The organism is Desulfobacula sp. (assembly GCF_021107415.1).
Genome location: NZ_JAIOSW010000221.1, coordinates 1 through 15,763 on the forward strand (window position 1 = coordinate 1; position 15,763 = coordinate 15,763).

The following is a 15,763-nucleotide window of genomic DNA, read 5'->3' on the forward strand; positions in this document are numbered from 1 at the left end:
ACTTTATATCCTGCAATGATACAATTTTGAGTTGACTCAACAGGACTCCAATGAAGCACAGCAGCAAAGGAAGAGGAAACAAACAAAAGAAGGTATATTACAAAAATTACAATAAAACAATTTTTGCTCATAAAATTTTCATAAATCATATACTCATAATAGCAAACTCCATGCCACAGAAGTTAAAGACATAACATATTGATATTACAGTATATTTTTTTAAAAACTTTTTAAGTCAAAAATCAATCCCTGCATGGAATTCCATACACCATTATCTCTCACCATGCGTTCACCCATGGTATGGTGGGACATTGGACTTTATAGTAATGACTGGTTTTTCCTACATCTGTTTTATTCAAAAAGCAGGGATGAAAAATTCAGTGGCTCCCTTTTCACGCCAGGCATGGGAAGCATTCCCTCTAAAAGAGAACTATGGCAAGTCTTTAGAAAGGCTAAAGGACGGGGGCTTTGTTGAAGATGGGACCCTGTATGGAATTCACTACAGATCCTTCCTGAAGTCATCTGCCCGCAGCCCGCATTTTTTCATCAGCTCATAAAGGTCAGCCCGGTATTTTCCTGCAAGCTTGGCGGCTTTAGTGACATTTCCCTGGGTTAATTCAAGAAGCTCCACCAGATAATCTCTTTCAAAATCCAATTTAGCATCTTTCATAGGTTTCACCCCATGAAGGGAGGAATCTGCTTTATTCAGGATGATCAAATCCTCGGAAATGATATCGCTATCAGACATGGCAACACTATATTCAACAACATTTTTAAGCTCTCTGATGTTCCCTGGCCATGATGACTGAAGAAGCTTATCCATGGCACGGGAAGAAAACTTTTTAATAGGCTTTTTCATACGGATTCTAAATTCATTTAAAAAATGATGGGCAAGCAGAGGGATACTCTCCTTTCTCTCCCGCAAGGGAGGAAGCTTTATGGGAATCACATGGATCCGATAATACAGGTCTTCTCTGAAATTGCCTTTTTTTACTTCCTCGACAATATTTGTGTTGGTTGCTGCAACCATTCTCACACGCAAAGAAACCATCTCACCTCCCCCCAGGGGGTAAAATTCATTTTCCTGAATGACCCTGAGCAGCTTGGCTTGAACGGAAAGTGGAATTTCTGAAATTTCATCAAAAAAAAAGGTGCCCCCCTGGGCCTTTTCCAACAATCCCTGCCTGTTGGTGACCGCCCCGGTAAAGGCCCCTTTTTTGTGGCCGAAAAGTTCACTTTCAAAAAGCGCTTCAGGAATGGCTCCGCAATTCACCGCTATAAACGGGGCATCCCGCCGGGAGCTTGCAACATGCAGGGTCTTGGCAATAAGTTCTTTGCCCGTACCGCTTTCACCCTGGATAAAAACATTGGAATCAGTGTCTGCTGCCTGGACAACCAGCTTAAGGACTTTTTTCATTTTTTTATCTCTGCCGATGATGTTGTCAAACCCGTATTGTTTTGACAACATACCGCGAAGCTCCTTGACCTCCTTGACCAATTTCTTTTTTTCAAGACAGGTTTTTACCTGATGCATAAGTTCGACATCTTTAAAGGGTTTGGTCAGAAAGGAGTGAGCCCCCTTTTGAATGGCTTCCACAGCTCTTTTAATTGTTCCATAGGCGGTCAGCATGATAACAGGGAGATCCGGATCAATGCCATGTAATTTTTCCATCAATTGAATCCCTGTTTCCCCCTTTAACTGATAATCAATGAGTGCCAGGTCAAAGAAACCTTGATTTTGCAAAGCAAAAGCCTCATCGCCGCCTGTTACGCCCATTACCGAATATTTTTCTGCTTCAAGCCTCATTGTGAGAACCTTTAAAACAGCCGGGTCATCATCCACGATAAGAATTTTTTCCATTTTTCACCCAAGCGTTTTGAAATTTTTATTTTTGTATATCCGCATTGATTTTGCCTCCTTCAAGATCAATCTCCTTGAAATCCTTGATTTGCTGCCGGAGTATCTTGTTTTCAGTATCAAGGCGTTCCACTGCTTTTAAAAGCAGGGTCATGCCCTGGAGTTTCCAGGTCAATTTATCCTTCTCAGAGTTCAGCTTTTTCATCATCAACTCCTGGTCTTGAACTTTTTTAGAAAGCAAGAAGAGGTTCTTTTCATCTTGAATTACTTTCTTGAGAAGAGAGCTATTCATTCGGGCAGATACCCTGATCACCCGATCATAGTCACTACTCCGATTTGCCGAATCATCCAAGTACTTTTCAAGTTTTGCACTTTCTGCCAGCGCTGACTTGAATTTTTCCTGGCCTATAAAATTCAGAACTTGCTCAAGGTATTGGAAGTCTGCCACATATTCCTGTTCCTTGGGAAATGCCTGGTATTCAACACCCTGACAGCTTGATAGAAGAACCATCACCCCCAGCCCAATGGCAAGGTGAAAAAAAATTGAGTTCCCTTTGGATAATCGCTTTCCGCCCATATATCCCCCCCGTGTGCTTTTACAATATGTTTTGAAATGGAGAGCCCGAGTCCTGTCCCCATTCGGGTTCCAATGCCGTTATCGATCTGTTTAAATTTTTGAAAAATTGCCTTTAAATGCTCCGATTTAATCCCACAACCATTGTCTGTAACAGAAACTACAACCCTTTTTTTTTCTTTATCCAATGAACATTTAACAAGGATTTTGCCATGGGACGGGGTAAACTTCAAGGCATTACCGATAAGATTGTCCAGGATCTCCCGAATCCGATCTCCATCAGCGGAGAGTTTGGGAAGCTGGGGCGGAGGGATAAATTCAAGATCTATCTTTTTTTTCTGAGCCAAAGGTGCAAGCTTTAATATAGATTTTCGAATCACCAGGGGCAGATCAAAATCCGTAAACTGGTAATCCATTGCCTTGGCTTCCATTTTAGAATAATCAAGTAGTCTCAGCACAGAATTCAAAAGCCGGTCACACTCTTCATGAATCAAGGAATACAATTCATACAGCTTTTGAGGCTGATCAGAATAAAGATCCTTTGACAGCATGATAGATGCTTCCTTGATAGCCGTCACCGGAGTCTTGAGTTCGTGGGAAACATGACTGATAAAATCCGCTTTTAAATGATCCAGTTCACCCAGTCTTTGGGACATGGCATTGAAATGGCGGGACAGATCCCGAATTTCACGGGGCCCTTTGATGGTTTGCAGCTCTTTGAAATGACCCTGGGAAATCTCCCTGGTTTTTTTCTTGAAACGGGAAATGGAAGTTGTGATGGCGCGGGTATTAAAAAGGGAAATAATACCCCCCAAAAACACGGTCAAAACCGTAATAATGATGGTCATCATAAAAATTTGCCGGCTCAAACGACTACTTAAATCAGTATTTTTATTAATATCCTGTTTGTTTTGATTGATGATCTCTTTTAGATAGGCTGCCATTTGTTCCAATTCCAGGTCATGACCTTTCAGAATTGTCCCCGGCCCATCATTCTTAACCCGGTTTACATTTTCTTCAAAACACCTCATCAATTCCATGTAAAGACGCTTTGTATCAGAAAACAGACTCTGCTGTTTATCTGATTCAATCAAACGATTTATCAGCCCAAAATCCTTTTCCAGAAGGATTTCCAAATCTTGAACCCGATGATAGTAATCCATATCACCAGATACGTAGTACTTTTTGATAAATTTCATCAATGAGGTAAAGGAATCAAGGAGGCGATCACCGATAATAAGAATGGTCCCGTTAATTTCCACAATTTGCCTTGTTATCTTCTGAAGGTTGCCAAGCTTATAGATAACAGCACCACCCCAAAAGGCAACTAACAAAAGAACAATCAGGTTTCCTAAAATCAGGCGTTTAAAAATGGACATACTTAGACCACAGCTTGTTTTTTTAAAAAAACTAAGGGTCTTATATTTATTTTTCAAGACCCTTGGTATTTATGGTAGGCACGAGCGGACTTGAACCGCTGACTTCTACCGTGTCGAGGTAGCACTCTACCAACTGAGTTACGCGCCTGAATCGTTTGCTTTATTACCAAAAGCCTTGGTTTGTGTCAAGAAAAAGTAACGCATTCTGCTACATTATCTGCTGCATATTGTGCTGTATTCTAATTTGCCTTCACTGGCTCTGTCGTATTTTGAGAATCATCAAACAAAAAGGGTTGCTCTTTTTCAATAAACTTGATGAAGACAAGGTCATCTATTATATCGGAAATCTCCAATCCAAAAGAATCAAAGGTTTTCAACATAACCGCATTGGCAAACTGAGACGATTTCCCCTTATAAAAAACTTGCATAACAGCATAGTTGGACCCCATCTCTTTGGGCTGCATATTCTCAATCCCGGGCATTTGTTTAAATCGTTGTTTCAATGCAATAAACCTGGATAAAAAATTATCTCCCTCTATCCTGACATCAAAAGCGTGCTCTTTTCTCAAATTCTGTGTCCAGTATGTATCAATTTTCTCAGTCAGATCCAGGGCTGACAGATGGGCTGCCTTAACAATTGCATTTATATTTCCTTCCTGGTCCATATCACTTTTAACCACAGCCTGAACCTGGGAAATAACAACCTTTTCTCCGGTTTCAAGGTTGTATCCTTCCAGGTTGATTTTTGCATTAAAGGCTTTTTCTCCACCCATTCGGTTGATAGCTTCTGATGAGATTGCTTTCCCAAAAACAATCATATCAGCTTTCATCTCTTTGCCCAGATCCTTTGCAGCCGCAATATCGTAAATGGACTTAAATATAATATTATAAAAAGACGGATCAGGACGCTCATCGCCATTTCCTGTAACAATAAATCGATCTTGAATCATTTTATCGATAATGATTTGTTCTGCAAGAGACTGGTAAGGAATTGGATTATTTCCCCACCAGTATCTGGGCAGAAGATCTGATGGGATTTTTTCCATAATAAACAACAGAATCACGGGTTTATCCTGATTGGCATTGAGTATCCTGGCATTGGTTAATGTCTTTGCAAGCAGCTTAAGATCTACTTTGGATTCCACCCCCACAAGATAGTGGCCTTTGTTTTCAATTCCGCCAAGGACACGATACGTAATGATGTAGTCCGAGGTATGGGAAAGCACTTGACCATAAAAATAATCAAGATTGGATGCAAAGACCTGTCTTGATACCAGTGTTGCAAAGGCATTTTGAAGGGCAACCTTTAGTGCGTCTGATACTGCTCTCTGCTTGGCCTGCTGGATATTATGATTAATAACCATTCTTCTGGCTGTGGTCACACCCGTTAATACCTCAGAACGATTGGCTGCAAATGATGGTTCACATATGAATATGACAGCGATGAACAAAATAATGAAGCTGATAGCGGTCGTTTTATTAAACATCCTTCTTACACCTTTCTTTCAATGGAATAATCTGCGATCAGACACAAAAGCTGTTTGGATTGACAATCATCAAAATCATTCAGGCATGCCTTTGCTTTTTTCACATGATCCCGGGCTCTATCCTTAGTATATTCGATCCCTTTATACGTATATAATTTTTCTTTTAATTTTTTAAACTGATCCGGGTTGAAAAGGGTTGCCGCTATGGCATCCTGCATCCACTCTTTATCCTTTTGGGATGCATTGGAAAGGCTGTGAATCAGCGGCAGGGTCAGTTTTCCCTCCCGCAGATCAGCCCCGGGATTTTTCCCTAATTCTTTGGCACTTGCCGTATAGTCCAGAAGATCATCCGCCATCTGAAAGGCCATTCCTAAATGAAATCCGTATTGACTCAACGCAGTTTCTTTTTCTTTTGGGGCCTTTGCAAGAATAGCGCCGCTTTGGCAGGTTCCCTGGATCAAAACAGCTGTTTTCCTTTCAATGATCTTGCGGTATTCTTCTTCAGAAAGATTAAGCTTTCCTTTTTTCGAAAGCTGATCAATTTCGCCCTGGGACATGTCCCGGGTAATTTTTGCAATGACTGAGATGATATCAGGTTCTCTTGTTTTCGCTGCAATATCAAGGGACAGGGCCATAAGGAAATCTCCCGTCAGTACGACTTTTGGAGCAGACCATTTTGTATGGGCCGCTTTTTTCCCACGCCTGATATCTGCTTCATCCACCACATCATCATGCAAAAGGGTAGCAGCGTGAAGATATTCAAAAATAATGGAAAACTCTATTTCAAAATCGTTATTATAACCGCAAAGTCTGGCACTGTGAACCATCAGCAGCGGCCTTAGCCGTTTCCCTCCACTGAAAAGAAGGTGGGAAGCAATCTGCCTTACCAGTTCCACATTGGGATTTAAGTGATGCTCAAGTGCAATTTCAATTTTTTCAAGATCAGGTGCCGCCTGTTCAATAATTCTTTGTTTCATCCCTTTTGTCATGCAATCACTCCTGAACAACTCCTGCAATATCATATTCAAAGCCCTGGGTAATTCTTACATTAACAAAGGTACCGATTTCAAGCCCATTGGCATAAATAAATGTCACCCCGTCCACCTCCGGAGCCTGAAACATGGTCCTGCCAAGGTATACGCCCTGTTCCGGATTTTCTTCAACAAGGACTTCAAACGTCTTACCCAATAATCTTTCATTCAGTGTTTTTGAAATTTTCGCCTGGGCTGCCATGATCGTGTCATGTCTTTTTTCTGCAAGCTCGTAAGGGACATGGTTTTTTAGAAGATGGGATTTAAGATCATCTGAATCAGAATAGATGAATACGCCCAGTTGATCAAACCTGATATCTTTAATCAACTTCATCAATATATTGAAATCTTCTTCTGATTCCCCGGGGAACCCCACAATAAGGGTTGTTCTTAAAGCAGCATCAGGATCAATCTTTCTGATGGTTTTAAAAAGTGCATAAAGATCTTCATTGGTATAAAGCCGTCCCATTTTTTTCAATATATTTGAAGAGGCATGCTGGATGGGGACATCATAGTAAGAACAGATATTTTTATGTTCTTTTACAGCCGCTATGACAGGCTCTGTCAATGAGTTGGGATGGGTATATAAAAACCGTATCCAGGCATGCTCCTTGACTTGATCTCTATCCAGGGCGTCTGCCAGGGATGTAAGAACGTTTTCAAACCCTGCTTTACCCTGAAAATCCTGCCCATAATCAGTGGTATTTTCAGCCGTCAGGATAATCTCGTTGACACCTCGGCAAACAAGGTCGCGGGCTTCTTTGCAAATATCATCCTTGGGTCTTGACCTCTGGGTGCCGCGAAGCTGAGGAATAATACAATACGTACACTTTCGGCTGCACCCTTCCGACACTTTGATATAAGCAAAATGATCTGTGATCAACTCTCTTTGCCCGGAAAAATCAGGAAGATCAGAAAGATTCTGGAACGGCCTTTTGTTCGGGTCAGGAAAAAGAGTGAGTGTTTTAGTTTCTTCATTCTCGACAACTTCCACAATCTGCTCACATGCACCAGTGCCTAAAAAAGCATCCACTTCAGGTAATGTGGATATAAGATTCTTATCATCCTTATACCGCTGGGAAAGGCAGCCCGCAGCGATAAGTTTTTTACATTTTCCTGTTTCCTTGAATTTTGCCATTTCCAAAATAACATCAACAGCCTCATCAGAGGCTGTTGATATAAATCCACAGGTATTAACGATAATCACCCGGGCCAGGCAAGGATCATGGGTTATCGTATGACCTGCCCCTAGAAGTTTTCCCAGCATGATTTCGCTGTCAACCTGGTTCCTTGAGCATCCAAGGTTTTCAAGGAAAACGATCATATTGCTTTGGTCATAAGGTCTCCCAGTTGTTTGGAAAATCTTGAAGGATTATCCAGTTTACCGCCTTCACTGATAACGGCAATATCAAACAGAAGATCACTATAATCTTTTAAAACCGGGTTGGTGGTGTCGGTCTCAAATATTTCTTTCATTTTACCCAGAACAGGATGGCTTAAATTGACCTCCATCACCCTTTTTTGTTCCGGTGTTTTCTGACCCGATGCTTTCATGATTTTTTCCATATAAGCACTCATGCCAAAATCATCACCAGACAGACATGAGACCGAATCTTTAAGCCTGTTGGATACCACCACATCTTTAACGTTTTTCTCAAGTTTTCCTTTCAGAAAAGATAAGAGGGCTGAATATTCATTCTTTTTCTCATCATCCACTTTCTCAAGATCAAGATCCCCTTTTTCCGCACTCTTGAGTTTTTTCTCCTTGTACTCAGGCAGGGACTGGGTGACCCATTCGTCAATGGGATCTACCATTAAAATGACTTCGTAATCCTTTGCTTTCAAGGACTCAAGCAGAGGGGAATTCATTAAAGACGTCAGGCTTTCACCCGTAAGATAATAAATCTCTTTCTGGTCTTCTTTCATGTTTTCGATATATTCGTCCAGGGTGACATATTTGCCATCGGACTTGGTGGTCTTGTATCTTAAAAGAGATGCCAGTCTTTCCTTATTTTCAAAATCCGTTGGGATACCGGCTTTCAGGGCCTGGCCGAATTCATTAAAAAATTCTTCATACTTTTCTTTTTCCATGCCTTCCAGCACACCAAAAATCTGTTTAACAAGGTTTTTCCTGATATTTCTGACCAAACGGTCTTCCTGGAGAATCTCACGGCTCACATTAAGATTTAAATCAGGTGCATCCACTACACCCTGGATAAATCCAAAATATTCCGGCAAAAGTTCCTTGCAGTCATCCATAATAAATACACGCTTGCAATACAGCTGCATCCCATGCTTTCTTTCCGGCCTGAAAAGATCCATGGGTGCCTTGGAAGGCAGATACATCAAGACATCGTATTCGGTTACCCCCTCAAATTTTTTATGGATGATTTCCAAAGGTTTGTCCCAGTTGTGGCTGATATGTTTGTAAAACTCTTCATGCTCTTCATCGGTCACATCATCTTTGGATTTCGACCAGATGGCTTTTCTGGAATTCAAGGTTTCATCTTTTTTGACTTTTTTAAAGGTATCGCCAATGGGTTTGCCTTCTGAATCTTTAATAATTTCATTTTCAGGAATGGGTTCGCTTTTTTCAACATTCATGATGACGGGATAAGTTACAAAATCAGAATGTTTTTTCACAATATGCTGGATGGTGTATTCTTCTGTAAAATCCTGATCGCCGTCTTCAGGATCTTTTAGATAAAGGGTAATTGTGCTACCCCGATTTTCTATCTCAATTTCCTGAACCGTATAAGATCCCTTGCCGTCCGATTCCCATCTGACACCCGATTTCTCACCCGCTGCCTTTGTATCGATCCTGACCTTGTCGGCAACAATAAATGACGAGTAAAACCCGACACCAAACTGGCCGATCAGTTCAGGGGATAATGTGTTTTCCTTTTTGGAATTTTCCAGGGCTTCCATAAACGCAGCCGTACCTGACTGGGCAATAGTCCCGATATTATCATTGACCTCATCAAAGGTCATTCCAATACCATTATCAAAAATCTGGAAAGTCTTATTTTCAGAATCCAGAGAAAGCCGAATATGATAATCATTATCATCGGCAAATAGATCCGGAGCTGTCTGTTCTTTGAACCTTGCCTTGTCAATGGCATCAGAAGAATTTGAAATCAGCTCCCTGACAAATATTTCCCTGTTGGAATATAAAGAATTAATAATCAGGTGCAAGAGCTGCTGCACCTCGGTTTTGAACTTGCGTGTTTTTTTTGTTCCCATGCTTACTCCTGTTTTTTGTTTTTTTTATTAAAATAAATTATTTTTAATAATAATTGTTGCAAAAACCAAAATGTCAAGGTGTGTCAAGGGAATTTCAAACATCATTAAATGGTTTTAAAAAACTATTATTTTTTAAATCTTTTTAACAGCCGGCCATCAATAAAGATCAATCCCATAAAAATCAATGCCATGCCGGCAAAAACATTCCACCCCGGAGCTTCTCCGAGTACCATCATTCCTAAAAATATAGCACTCACAGGAATTAAAAAAGTTACCAGCAAAATATTGGTTGCACCTGCCCTGGACAGCACATGAAAATAGATAATATATGCCAAAGCTGTTGAAACGGCGGAAAGCCCGAAAAGCGCAGCCCATGTCACAGGTGTGGGGTCAAGGGCTAATGGCTGCTCCATCATAAATGTCAAAGGAATCATAATAATAAAGGAGCCTGTCAGCATTCCTGCTGCCACAACCACAGGATCAAACTCCTTGAACCTGCGACCGAAAATAGCTGCGAATGCATAAAGCATGGCGGCACACAGCACAGCAGCCTGGCCAGCAATCTTCATTCCAACACCGCTTAAGGCTTCTATGCCAATCAGAACCGCTACACCCATCCATCCAAATAAGACGCCTGTCAGCCTGTTCGTTGTCAAGGGTTCGTCTTTTGTTAAAAAATGGGCAAGAATTACACTGAAAACAGGGGTAGTAGCGTTTAAAATAGATGCCAGACTCGAATCAATATATTTTTGTCCCCATGCAATAAGACTGAAGGGAATCACATTGTTCAACACACCAATGACCAGGAATGCTCCCCAGATGCCAATATTTTTTGGCATTTTCCGGCCGGTGAACCAGACAAAGCCCAATAAAAGAAAAGAGGCAAATCCCACCCGGTACAGCACAATAGTCAAGGGCGTCATCCTTTCTACGGCAATCTCCACAAAGAAAAAAGATGCCCCCCAGATAATGGAAAGAATAACGATCAGGAACCATAGTCCGGCCCCCATAACCTGATTCATATTTTTCATTCCTTGATTTTCCTTATGGATACACTTGTATTTTCAAGACCGAATAAGCAGGCTCTTCATAGGGGTGAGCTTTTATAAGAGCTGCAACAGCAGTTTTAACAAGTTCATCTTTTACAATCATTTCAACCTTGTATTCATCCACCTCTTCCAGCTTATTTAATTTACCGATAAAGGGTTTGCTGCTGTTTAACGGCCTGAACTGCCCCTTTCCTTTTATCTGCCAGCAGCATTTATCATACTTTTTATATTTCCCTGCCCCGACATTAAAAAGCGCTTCTTTTACCTCTTCAAGATGAGTAGCTGGTACATAAAAAATCAATTGATACATTTTAAACTCCTGATTGAATCCATAGTATAAACCACAAGAGCTGCCCAGATAAATATAAATGCAATAAGTTGATGCACAGATAAAGGTTCACCATAAGCAAATACAGCGAGAATAAACATCAAGCTTGGGCCAAGATACTGCAAGAATCCCACAGTGGCCAGTCGCAGCCTTTTGACACCAATATTAAATAATAAAAGGGGCAGGGCCGTAACAAGTGCCGTACAGATTAAAAATATATTTGTGATATAATCTGCATGAAGAAAAGCAGCAGGGCCGGTTCTTTCTAACCATACAAGATAGACAAGTCCTGGAATAGTCAATATAAGGGTTTCAACTGCAAGACCCACTGCAGGATTCAAATTCAGTTTTTTTCTTATCAAACCATATAATCCAAAAGTTACGGCAAGTATAATGGCTATATATGGGAATGACCCATATTGCCAGGTAAGATATAGAACCCCGGTGGCTGCAATCATTACTGCTAATATCTGAAACTTTCTTAATCGTTCTTGTAAAAAGACAATGCCGAATAATACATTCACAAGAGGATTGATATAATAACCCAGACTGGCTTGAAGTATCATATCATTGTTTACTGACCATATAAAAAGAAACCAGTTGGATGCCACCAGTAGAGTTGTGACAAAGAGCCATTTGATTGTTCTAAAGGATTTAAATGTATTAATAAATATTTTCCATTGCCCCTGCAAATAAATAACAGGCAAAAGAAAAATAAAGGACCAGACAATTCTGTGGGTGATTGTTTCAAGGACAGGTACATGGGAAAGTACTTTCCAGTATATGGGAACAAGTCCCCATATCAGAAAAGCCGATCCTCCCGCTAAAAGCCCTGATATGGATTCATTTTTTCTGTTTTTACTCAAGGTTCAACCTCTATTTTTTAATTCTGCGGGGATACTATATTAAATTTATCATTTTGGGAACCTGGAATTTCATGCACTATTACAGATTATATTCATCAATATTTTCCTGATGGAAACAAATCAACAGATTGAATTTTTTAACAATACCTGCTATTAATTGGCTTTAAATTTTAAGGAATCTTATTGCTATGCATTATGAAGGTATGATGATAAGGCCGCCAAGTGAGGCCAATAGTATATTATTGCAGGTCACTTTAGGCTGCTCCCATAATAAATGTACATTCTGCGGCACATTCAGGGAAAAACGGTTTAATATAAAAAAAGATGATATCATTTTTGAAGATATCGAATTTGCCAGAAATCACTGCCAAAGACAGAACCGGCTGTTTATCTGTGACGGGGATGCCATGATCGTTCCCCAGAAAAGACTTACAAAAATCCTTAAGCGGATAAAGGATCGGCTGCCCTGGGTTGAAAGGGTGGGGCTCTATGCCAACACCAAAAGTATTGGCATGAAAACCGACGAGCAGCTTAAAGAGCTGCACGACCTGGGAGTCAAGATTGCTTATATGGGTCTTGAATCAGGGGATGATCATATTTTAAAGGAGATCAGGAAAGGCGCAGATTCCGCAAAAATGATCAAAATGGGAAGGCGGCTTAAAAAATCCGGCATAAAGCTGTCCATCACTGTCCTTCTCGGTCTTGGAGGACAGGAAAGATCAAAAGTCCATGCCACGGAAACCGGAAGGGTTTTATCTGCCATTGATCCGGATTTTGTGGGGGCTTTAACCCTGATGCTGATACCGGGCACCGAACTTAATGATCAATATGAGAAAGGTGAATTTAAACTCATCTCCCCGGAAGAAATGCTTGAAGAACTGGGATTGATGATCGCCTCAACCCATCTTTCCAACGGGCTTTTTCATGCAAATCATGCCTCCAACTATCTTCCCATCAGGGCAAAACTGCCCCAGGAAAAAGAGAAAACACTTGAACTGATATCACAGGCGCTCAAAGGAAATGTGGAACTTAAACCGGAATTCATGAGAGCCTTGTAACATACAATTAAATGATACAGGAGAAATAAACAATGGTAAACGCTGCAACTAACCTTGACCAACTAACTGTCAGCACCATCAGAACCCTTTGTATGGATGCGGTTCAAAAAGCAAATTCCGGACATCCGGGCGCACCTATGGGCTTAGCGCCTGCGGCATATGTTCTGTTTAAACGCTTTTTAAAACACAATCCTAAAAATCCTGCATGGATAGACAGAGACCGCTTTGTTATGTCCGGAGGCCATGTCTCTTCTCTGCTTTACAGCCTTCTCTACCTGACGGGTTATGGTCTTGAACTGACTGACCTGAAAAACTTCAGACAATGGGGTTCCAGAACCCCGGGACATCCTGAACTCGGAGATACACCGGGTGTGGAAACCACCACCGGGCCTTTAGGCCAGGGAATTGCCAATGCTGTTGGCATGGCCATTGCCGAACGTCATCTTGCAGCCAGGTTCAACATGGAAGACAAAGAACTCATTGATCATCACACCTATGTGATGTGCGGTGACGGCGATCTCATGGAAGGAGTCGCCCTTGAAGCGATCTCCCTTGCAGGACACCTGGGCCTGGGAAAACTGATCTGCATTTACGATGACAATTCCATTACCATTGAAGGAACAACCGATATTGCATTCACAGAAAATGTGAGAGCAAAATTTGAGAGCCAGAACTGGCATGTGGTCACGGTTGAAGACGGCAATAATCTTGAAGAAATACAAAAAGCCATCCAGGCAGGCAAAGACGCAGTTGCAAGACCGACACTTGTACAGATAAAAACCCACATTGCCTATGGCAGCCCCAGCAAACAGGACACTTCCGATGCCCATGGTGCTCCCCTCGGCGCAGAAGAAATTAAGCTGGTCAAACAATTTTATGGTGTGCCGGCTGATAAAGACTTTTATGTACCCGAAGATGTATTGGAACACTGCAGAAAAGCCCTGACATATGGAAAAGAATTTGAACAAAGCTGGCAGGACATCTTTAACGCCTATAAAACTGAATTTCCGGAACATGCTGCAAAATTTGTTGATGCCATCAGTGGATTTTTGACCGAAGGATGGGATGCAGATATTCCTCAATTCAGCCCTGAAGGCGGACCCATTGCCACAAGAGCCGCCTCGGGCCAGGTACTCAATGCCATTGCCGACAATCTGCCAGCATTAATGGGCGGATCTGCCGACCTTGCGCCGTCAAATAAAACCCATATCAGCAGTTCAACCGACTTTCAAAAAAATGCCTGGGATGGACGAAATATTCGGTTTGGTGTTCGTGAACATGCCATGGGTGCCATCATGTCCGGCATGTATCTTCATCCCGGTATCCGGCCTTACGGGGGCACCTTTCTTGTATTTGCCGATTATATGCGCCCGGCCATCCGTATGGCCTCTTTGATGAAACTGCCGTTGATTTATGTATTTACCCATGACAGTGTTGCCGTGGGCGAAGACGGACCCACCCATCAGCCGGTTGAACATCTGGCATCCCTGCGGGCTATTCCGGGTCTTAACGTTGTAAGACCTGCCGATGCCAATGAGACAGCCCAGGCCTGGAAACAGGCTTTAAAAACGGTTGACTCACCCACCGCATTGATATTAAGCCGTCAAAAACTGCCGACCCTGGATGTATCCCAGCGGGACGGCGAGTTTCAGTATGGAGCCTATACTTTAAAAAATGTCGTGGATCCGGATATAATCCTCATTGCCACAGGTTCCGAAGTCCATATCTGTGTTAAAGCGGCCCAAACCCTTGAAAAAGATCATAACATCAAAACTGCTGTGGTATCCATGCCATCCTGGGAGCTCTTTGAAAAAGCACCCGCTCCTTACAAAGAACGAATTCTGCCGTCCGGCGTGACAAAAAGAATGGCTGTTGAAGCCGGCATTTCCATGGGATGGGAAAAATACACCGGCTCGGAAGGTAAAATTATCGGCATTGATAAATTCGGTGCTTCCGCTCCTGGCGGAACCGTACTCAAAGAATATGGTTTTTTCCCGGAAAATATCGTTAAAAATGCCCTTGACCTTTTAAAATCGTAAGTAACATCTATCCAGGTGCCTATAACCTTTTTGGGCACCTGGATTTAAAAAAGGAGGCAATCCATGCAGATCAGTGTCAAAACAAACGCAAGAACCCAGATGCTTGATATTACTTCCCAGGTTCAAACTGCCGTAAAAGAATCAGGAATAAAAGATGGCCTTGTCCATATCTTTTCCATGCATACTACAGCCGCGATCACCATTAACGAAAATGCAGATCCAGCAGTTGAAACAGATATTTTAAATACCATCAACAAGGTGATCCCCTGGGATGATCATTTCAAACATATGGAAGGCAATTCAGCTGCCCACATAAAGGTCAGCCTGTTCGGCCCTTCGGAAACCATCCCCTTGGAAAACGGCTCTCTTGTGCTTGGCACCTGGCAGGGTATTTATTTCTGTGAATTTGACGGGCCGAGAAACCGGCGGGTGAATATTAAAATCCTCTCTGATTAATCAAATCAGGGTTTACGTGTGACCTTTAGGTTATATCTATTGCCTTTTTCTCCTTTGCCTTATATAAAATTATTAATCCATCTTCAACGGCGATTAATGTAATCGACAGGGCGGAGCAATGTCTCAGCCTTAGAAATCAAGCGGACTTTTTGTTTCCTTGAGTGTCTTGGACTTGACAGTATGGGTATAAATCATCGTTGTTCTCACATCACTGTGTCCCAAAAGTTCCTGAATCGTCCGGATATCATAATTCGCCTGGAGCAGGTGACTTGCAAAACTATGGCGAAAGGTATGAGCCGAGGCTCTTTTGAGCAGCTTTGATTTTCTGACAGCCTTCTTTATGGCTTTTTGAACGTGGGTATCATGCAGGTGATATCGCCGGTATTCATTTGACT

At 41.8% G+C, this 15,763-nt stretch carries 14 protein-coding genes and 1 tRNA gene; 3 read left to right on the forward strand and 12 right to left on the reverse strand.

Annotated elements, in window-relative coordinates:
• Positions 1–499: 499 nt before the first annotated feature.
• From K8S13_RS11940 to rarD, 11 genes are all read right to left on the reverse strand, one after another.
• Complete coding sequence (locus tag K8S13_RS11940) at positions 500–1,861, reverse strand: sigma-54 dependent transcriptional regulator (protein WP_291462778.1); 1,362 nt, start codon at positions 1,859–1,861, stop codon at positions 500–502.
• A 25-nt stretch (positions 1,862–1,886) separates the two neighbouring features.
• Positions 1,887–2,435, reverse strand: coding sequence for a hypothetical protein (locus tag K8S13_RS11945; RefSeq protein ID WP_291462779.1), 549 nt, complete (start codon positions 2,433–2,435; stop codon positions 1,887–1,889).
• Positions 2,369–3,811 carry a HAMP domain-containing sensor histidine kinase gene (locus tag K8S13_RS11950; protein WP_291462780.1) on the reverse strand — a complete coding sequence of 481 codons (1,443 nt, stop codon included), beginning with the start codon at positions 3,809–3,811 and terminating at the stop codon, positions 2,369–2,371. The genes K8S13_RS11945 and K8S13_RS11950 overlap by 67 nt, the downstream gene beginning before the upstream one ends.
• 72 nt (positions 3,812–3,883) lie before the next feature.
• A tRNA-Val gene (locus K8S13_RS11955) sits at positions 3,884–3,959 on the reverse strand.
• Positions 3,960–4,050: 91 nt separating this feature from the next.
• A complete protein-coding gene (locus K8S13_RS11960) occupies positions 4,051–5,298 on the reverse strand; it encodes a hypothetical protein (RefSeq protein ID WP_291462781.1) in 1,248 nt (415 codons plus the stop codon).
• A gap of 5 nt (positions 5,299–5,303) precedes the next feature.
• Positions 5,304–6,287: a polyprenyl synthetase family protein gene (locus K8S13_RS11965; RefSeq protein WP_291462782.1), complete on the reverse strand. Its 984-nt coding sequence runs from the start codon at positions 6,285–6,287 to the stop codon at positions 5,304–5,306.
• A 4-nt stretch (positions 6,288–6,291) separates the two neighbouring features.
• Positions 6,292–7,653 (reverse strand): 30S ribosomal protein S12 methylthiotransferase RimO, encoded by a 1,362-nt coding sequence (gene rimO, locus K8S13_RS11970; protein ID WP_291462783.1) that lies wholly within the window; start codon positions 7,651–7,653, stop codon positions 6,292–6,294.
• Entirely contained in the window at positions 7,650–9,572 is a 1,923-nt protein-coding gene (htpG, locus tag K8S13_RS11975) for a molecular chaperone HtpG (RefSeq protein WP_291462784.1), read from the reverse strand. The genes rimO and htpG overlap by 4 nt, the downstream gene beginning before the upstream one ends.
• A gap of 125 nt (positions 9,573–9,697) precedes the next feature.
• Positions 9,698–10,603, reverse strand: a complete 906-nt coding sequence (locus K8S13_RS11980; protein WP_291462786.1) for a DMT family transporter — start codon at positions 10,601–10,603, stop codon at positions 9,698–9,700.
• 13 nt (positions 10,604–10,616) lie between these two features.
• On the reverse strand, positions 10,617–10,931 hold the full coding sequence (locus K8S13_RS11985) for a hypothetical protein (protein ID WP_291462787.1): 315 nt from the start codon (positions 10,929–10,931) through the stop codon (positions 10,617–10,619).
• Positions 10,919–11,815, reverse strand: a complete 897-nt coding sequence (gene rarD, locus K8S13_RS11990) for an EamA family transporter RarD (protein ID WP_291462788.1) — start codon at positions 11,813–11,815, stop codon at positions 10,919–10,921. The genes K8S13_RS11985 and rarD overlap by 13 nt, the downstream gene beginning before the upstream one ends.
• Before the next feature lie 188 nt (positions 11,816–12,003).
• Between rarD and K8S13_RS11995 the strand changes: the two genes are divergently transcribed.
• The 3 genes from K8S13_RS11995 to K8S13_RS12005 all read left to right on the forward strand — a co-directional run bounded on the left by K8S13_RS11995 (position 12,004) and on the right by K8S13_RS12005 (position 15,368).
• Entirely contained in the window at positions 12,004–12,873 is an 870-nt protein-coding gene (locus K8S13_RS11995; RefSeq protein WP_291462789.1) for a radical SAM protein, read from the forward strand.
• Positions 12,874–12,905: 32 nt separating this feature from the next.
• Positions 12,906–14,912 (forward strand): transketolase, encoded by a 2,007-nt coding sequence (gene tkt, locus K8S13_RS12000; protein ID WP_291462790.1) that lies wholly within the window; start codon positions 12,906–12,908, stop codon positions 14,910–14,912.
• 63 nt (positions 14,913–14,975) lie between these two features.
• A complete protein-coding gene (locus K8S13_RS12005; protein WP_291462792.1) occupies positions 14,976–15,368 on the forward strand; it encodes a secondary thiamine-phosphate synthase enzyme YjbQ in 393 nt (130 codons plus the stop codon).
• A 129-nt stretch (positions 15,369–15,497) separates the two neighbouring features.
• On the opposite strand, the gene K8S13_RS12010 is transcribed toward K8S13_RS12005, so the two are convergent.
• The coding region (locus K8S13_RS12010) for a tyrosine-type recombinase/integrase (RefSeq protein WP_291462794.1) at positions 15,498–15,763 on the reverse strand (266 nt) is incomplete at its 5' end.

Coding starts and splice junctions, on each gene's coding strand:
- K8S13_RS11960 (WP_291462781.1), bottom strand. CDS start 5,298: ATGTTTAATAAAACGACCGCTATCAGCTTCATTATTTTGTTCATCGCT.
- K8S13_RS11950 (WP_291462780.1), bottom strand. CDS start 3,811: ATGTCCATTTTTAAACGCCTGATTTTAGGAAACCTGATTGTTCTTTTG.
- K8S13_RS11965 (WP_291462782.1), bottom strand. CDS start 6,287: ATGACAAAAGGGATGAAACAAAGAATTATTGAACAGGCGGCACCTGAT.
- rimO (WP_291462783.1), bottom strand. CDS start 7,653: ATGATCGTTTTCCTTGAAAACCTTGGATGCTCAAGGAACCAGGTTGAC.
- K8S13_RS11985 (WP_291462787.1), bottom strand. CDS start 10,931: ATGTATCAATTGATTTTTTATGTACCAGCTACTCATCTTGAAGAGGTA.
- htpG (WP_291462784.1), bottom strand. CDS start 9,572: ATGGGAACAAAAAAAACACGCAAGTTCAAAACCGAGGTGCAGCAGCTC.
- K8S13_RS12005 (WP_291462792.1), top strand. CDS start 14,976: ATGCAGATCAGTGTCAAAACAAACGCAAGAACCCAGATGCTTGATATT.
- K8S13_RS11980 (WP_291462786.1), bottom strand. CDS start 10,603: ATGAAAAATATGAATCAGGTTATGGGGGCCGGACTATGGTTCCTGATC.
- K8S13_RS11995 (WP_291462789.1), top strand. CDS start 12,004: ATGCATTATGAAGGTATGATGATAAGGCCGCCAAGTGAGGCCAATAGT.
- K8S13_RS11945 (WP_291462779.1), bottom strand. CDS start 2,435: ATGGGCGGAAAGCGATTATCCAAAGGGAACTCAATTTTTTTTCACCTT.
- tkt (WP_291462790.1), top strand. CDS start 12,906: ATGGTAAACGCTGCAACTAACCTTGACCAACTAACTGTCAGCACCATC.
- K8S13_RS11940 (WP_291462778.1), bottom strand. CDS start 1,861: ATGGAAAAAATTCTTATCGTGGATGATGACCCGGCTGTTTTAAAGGTT.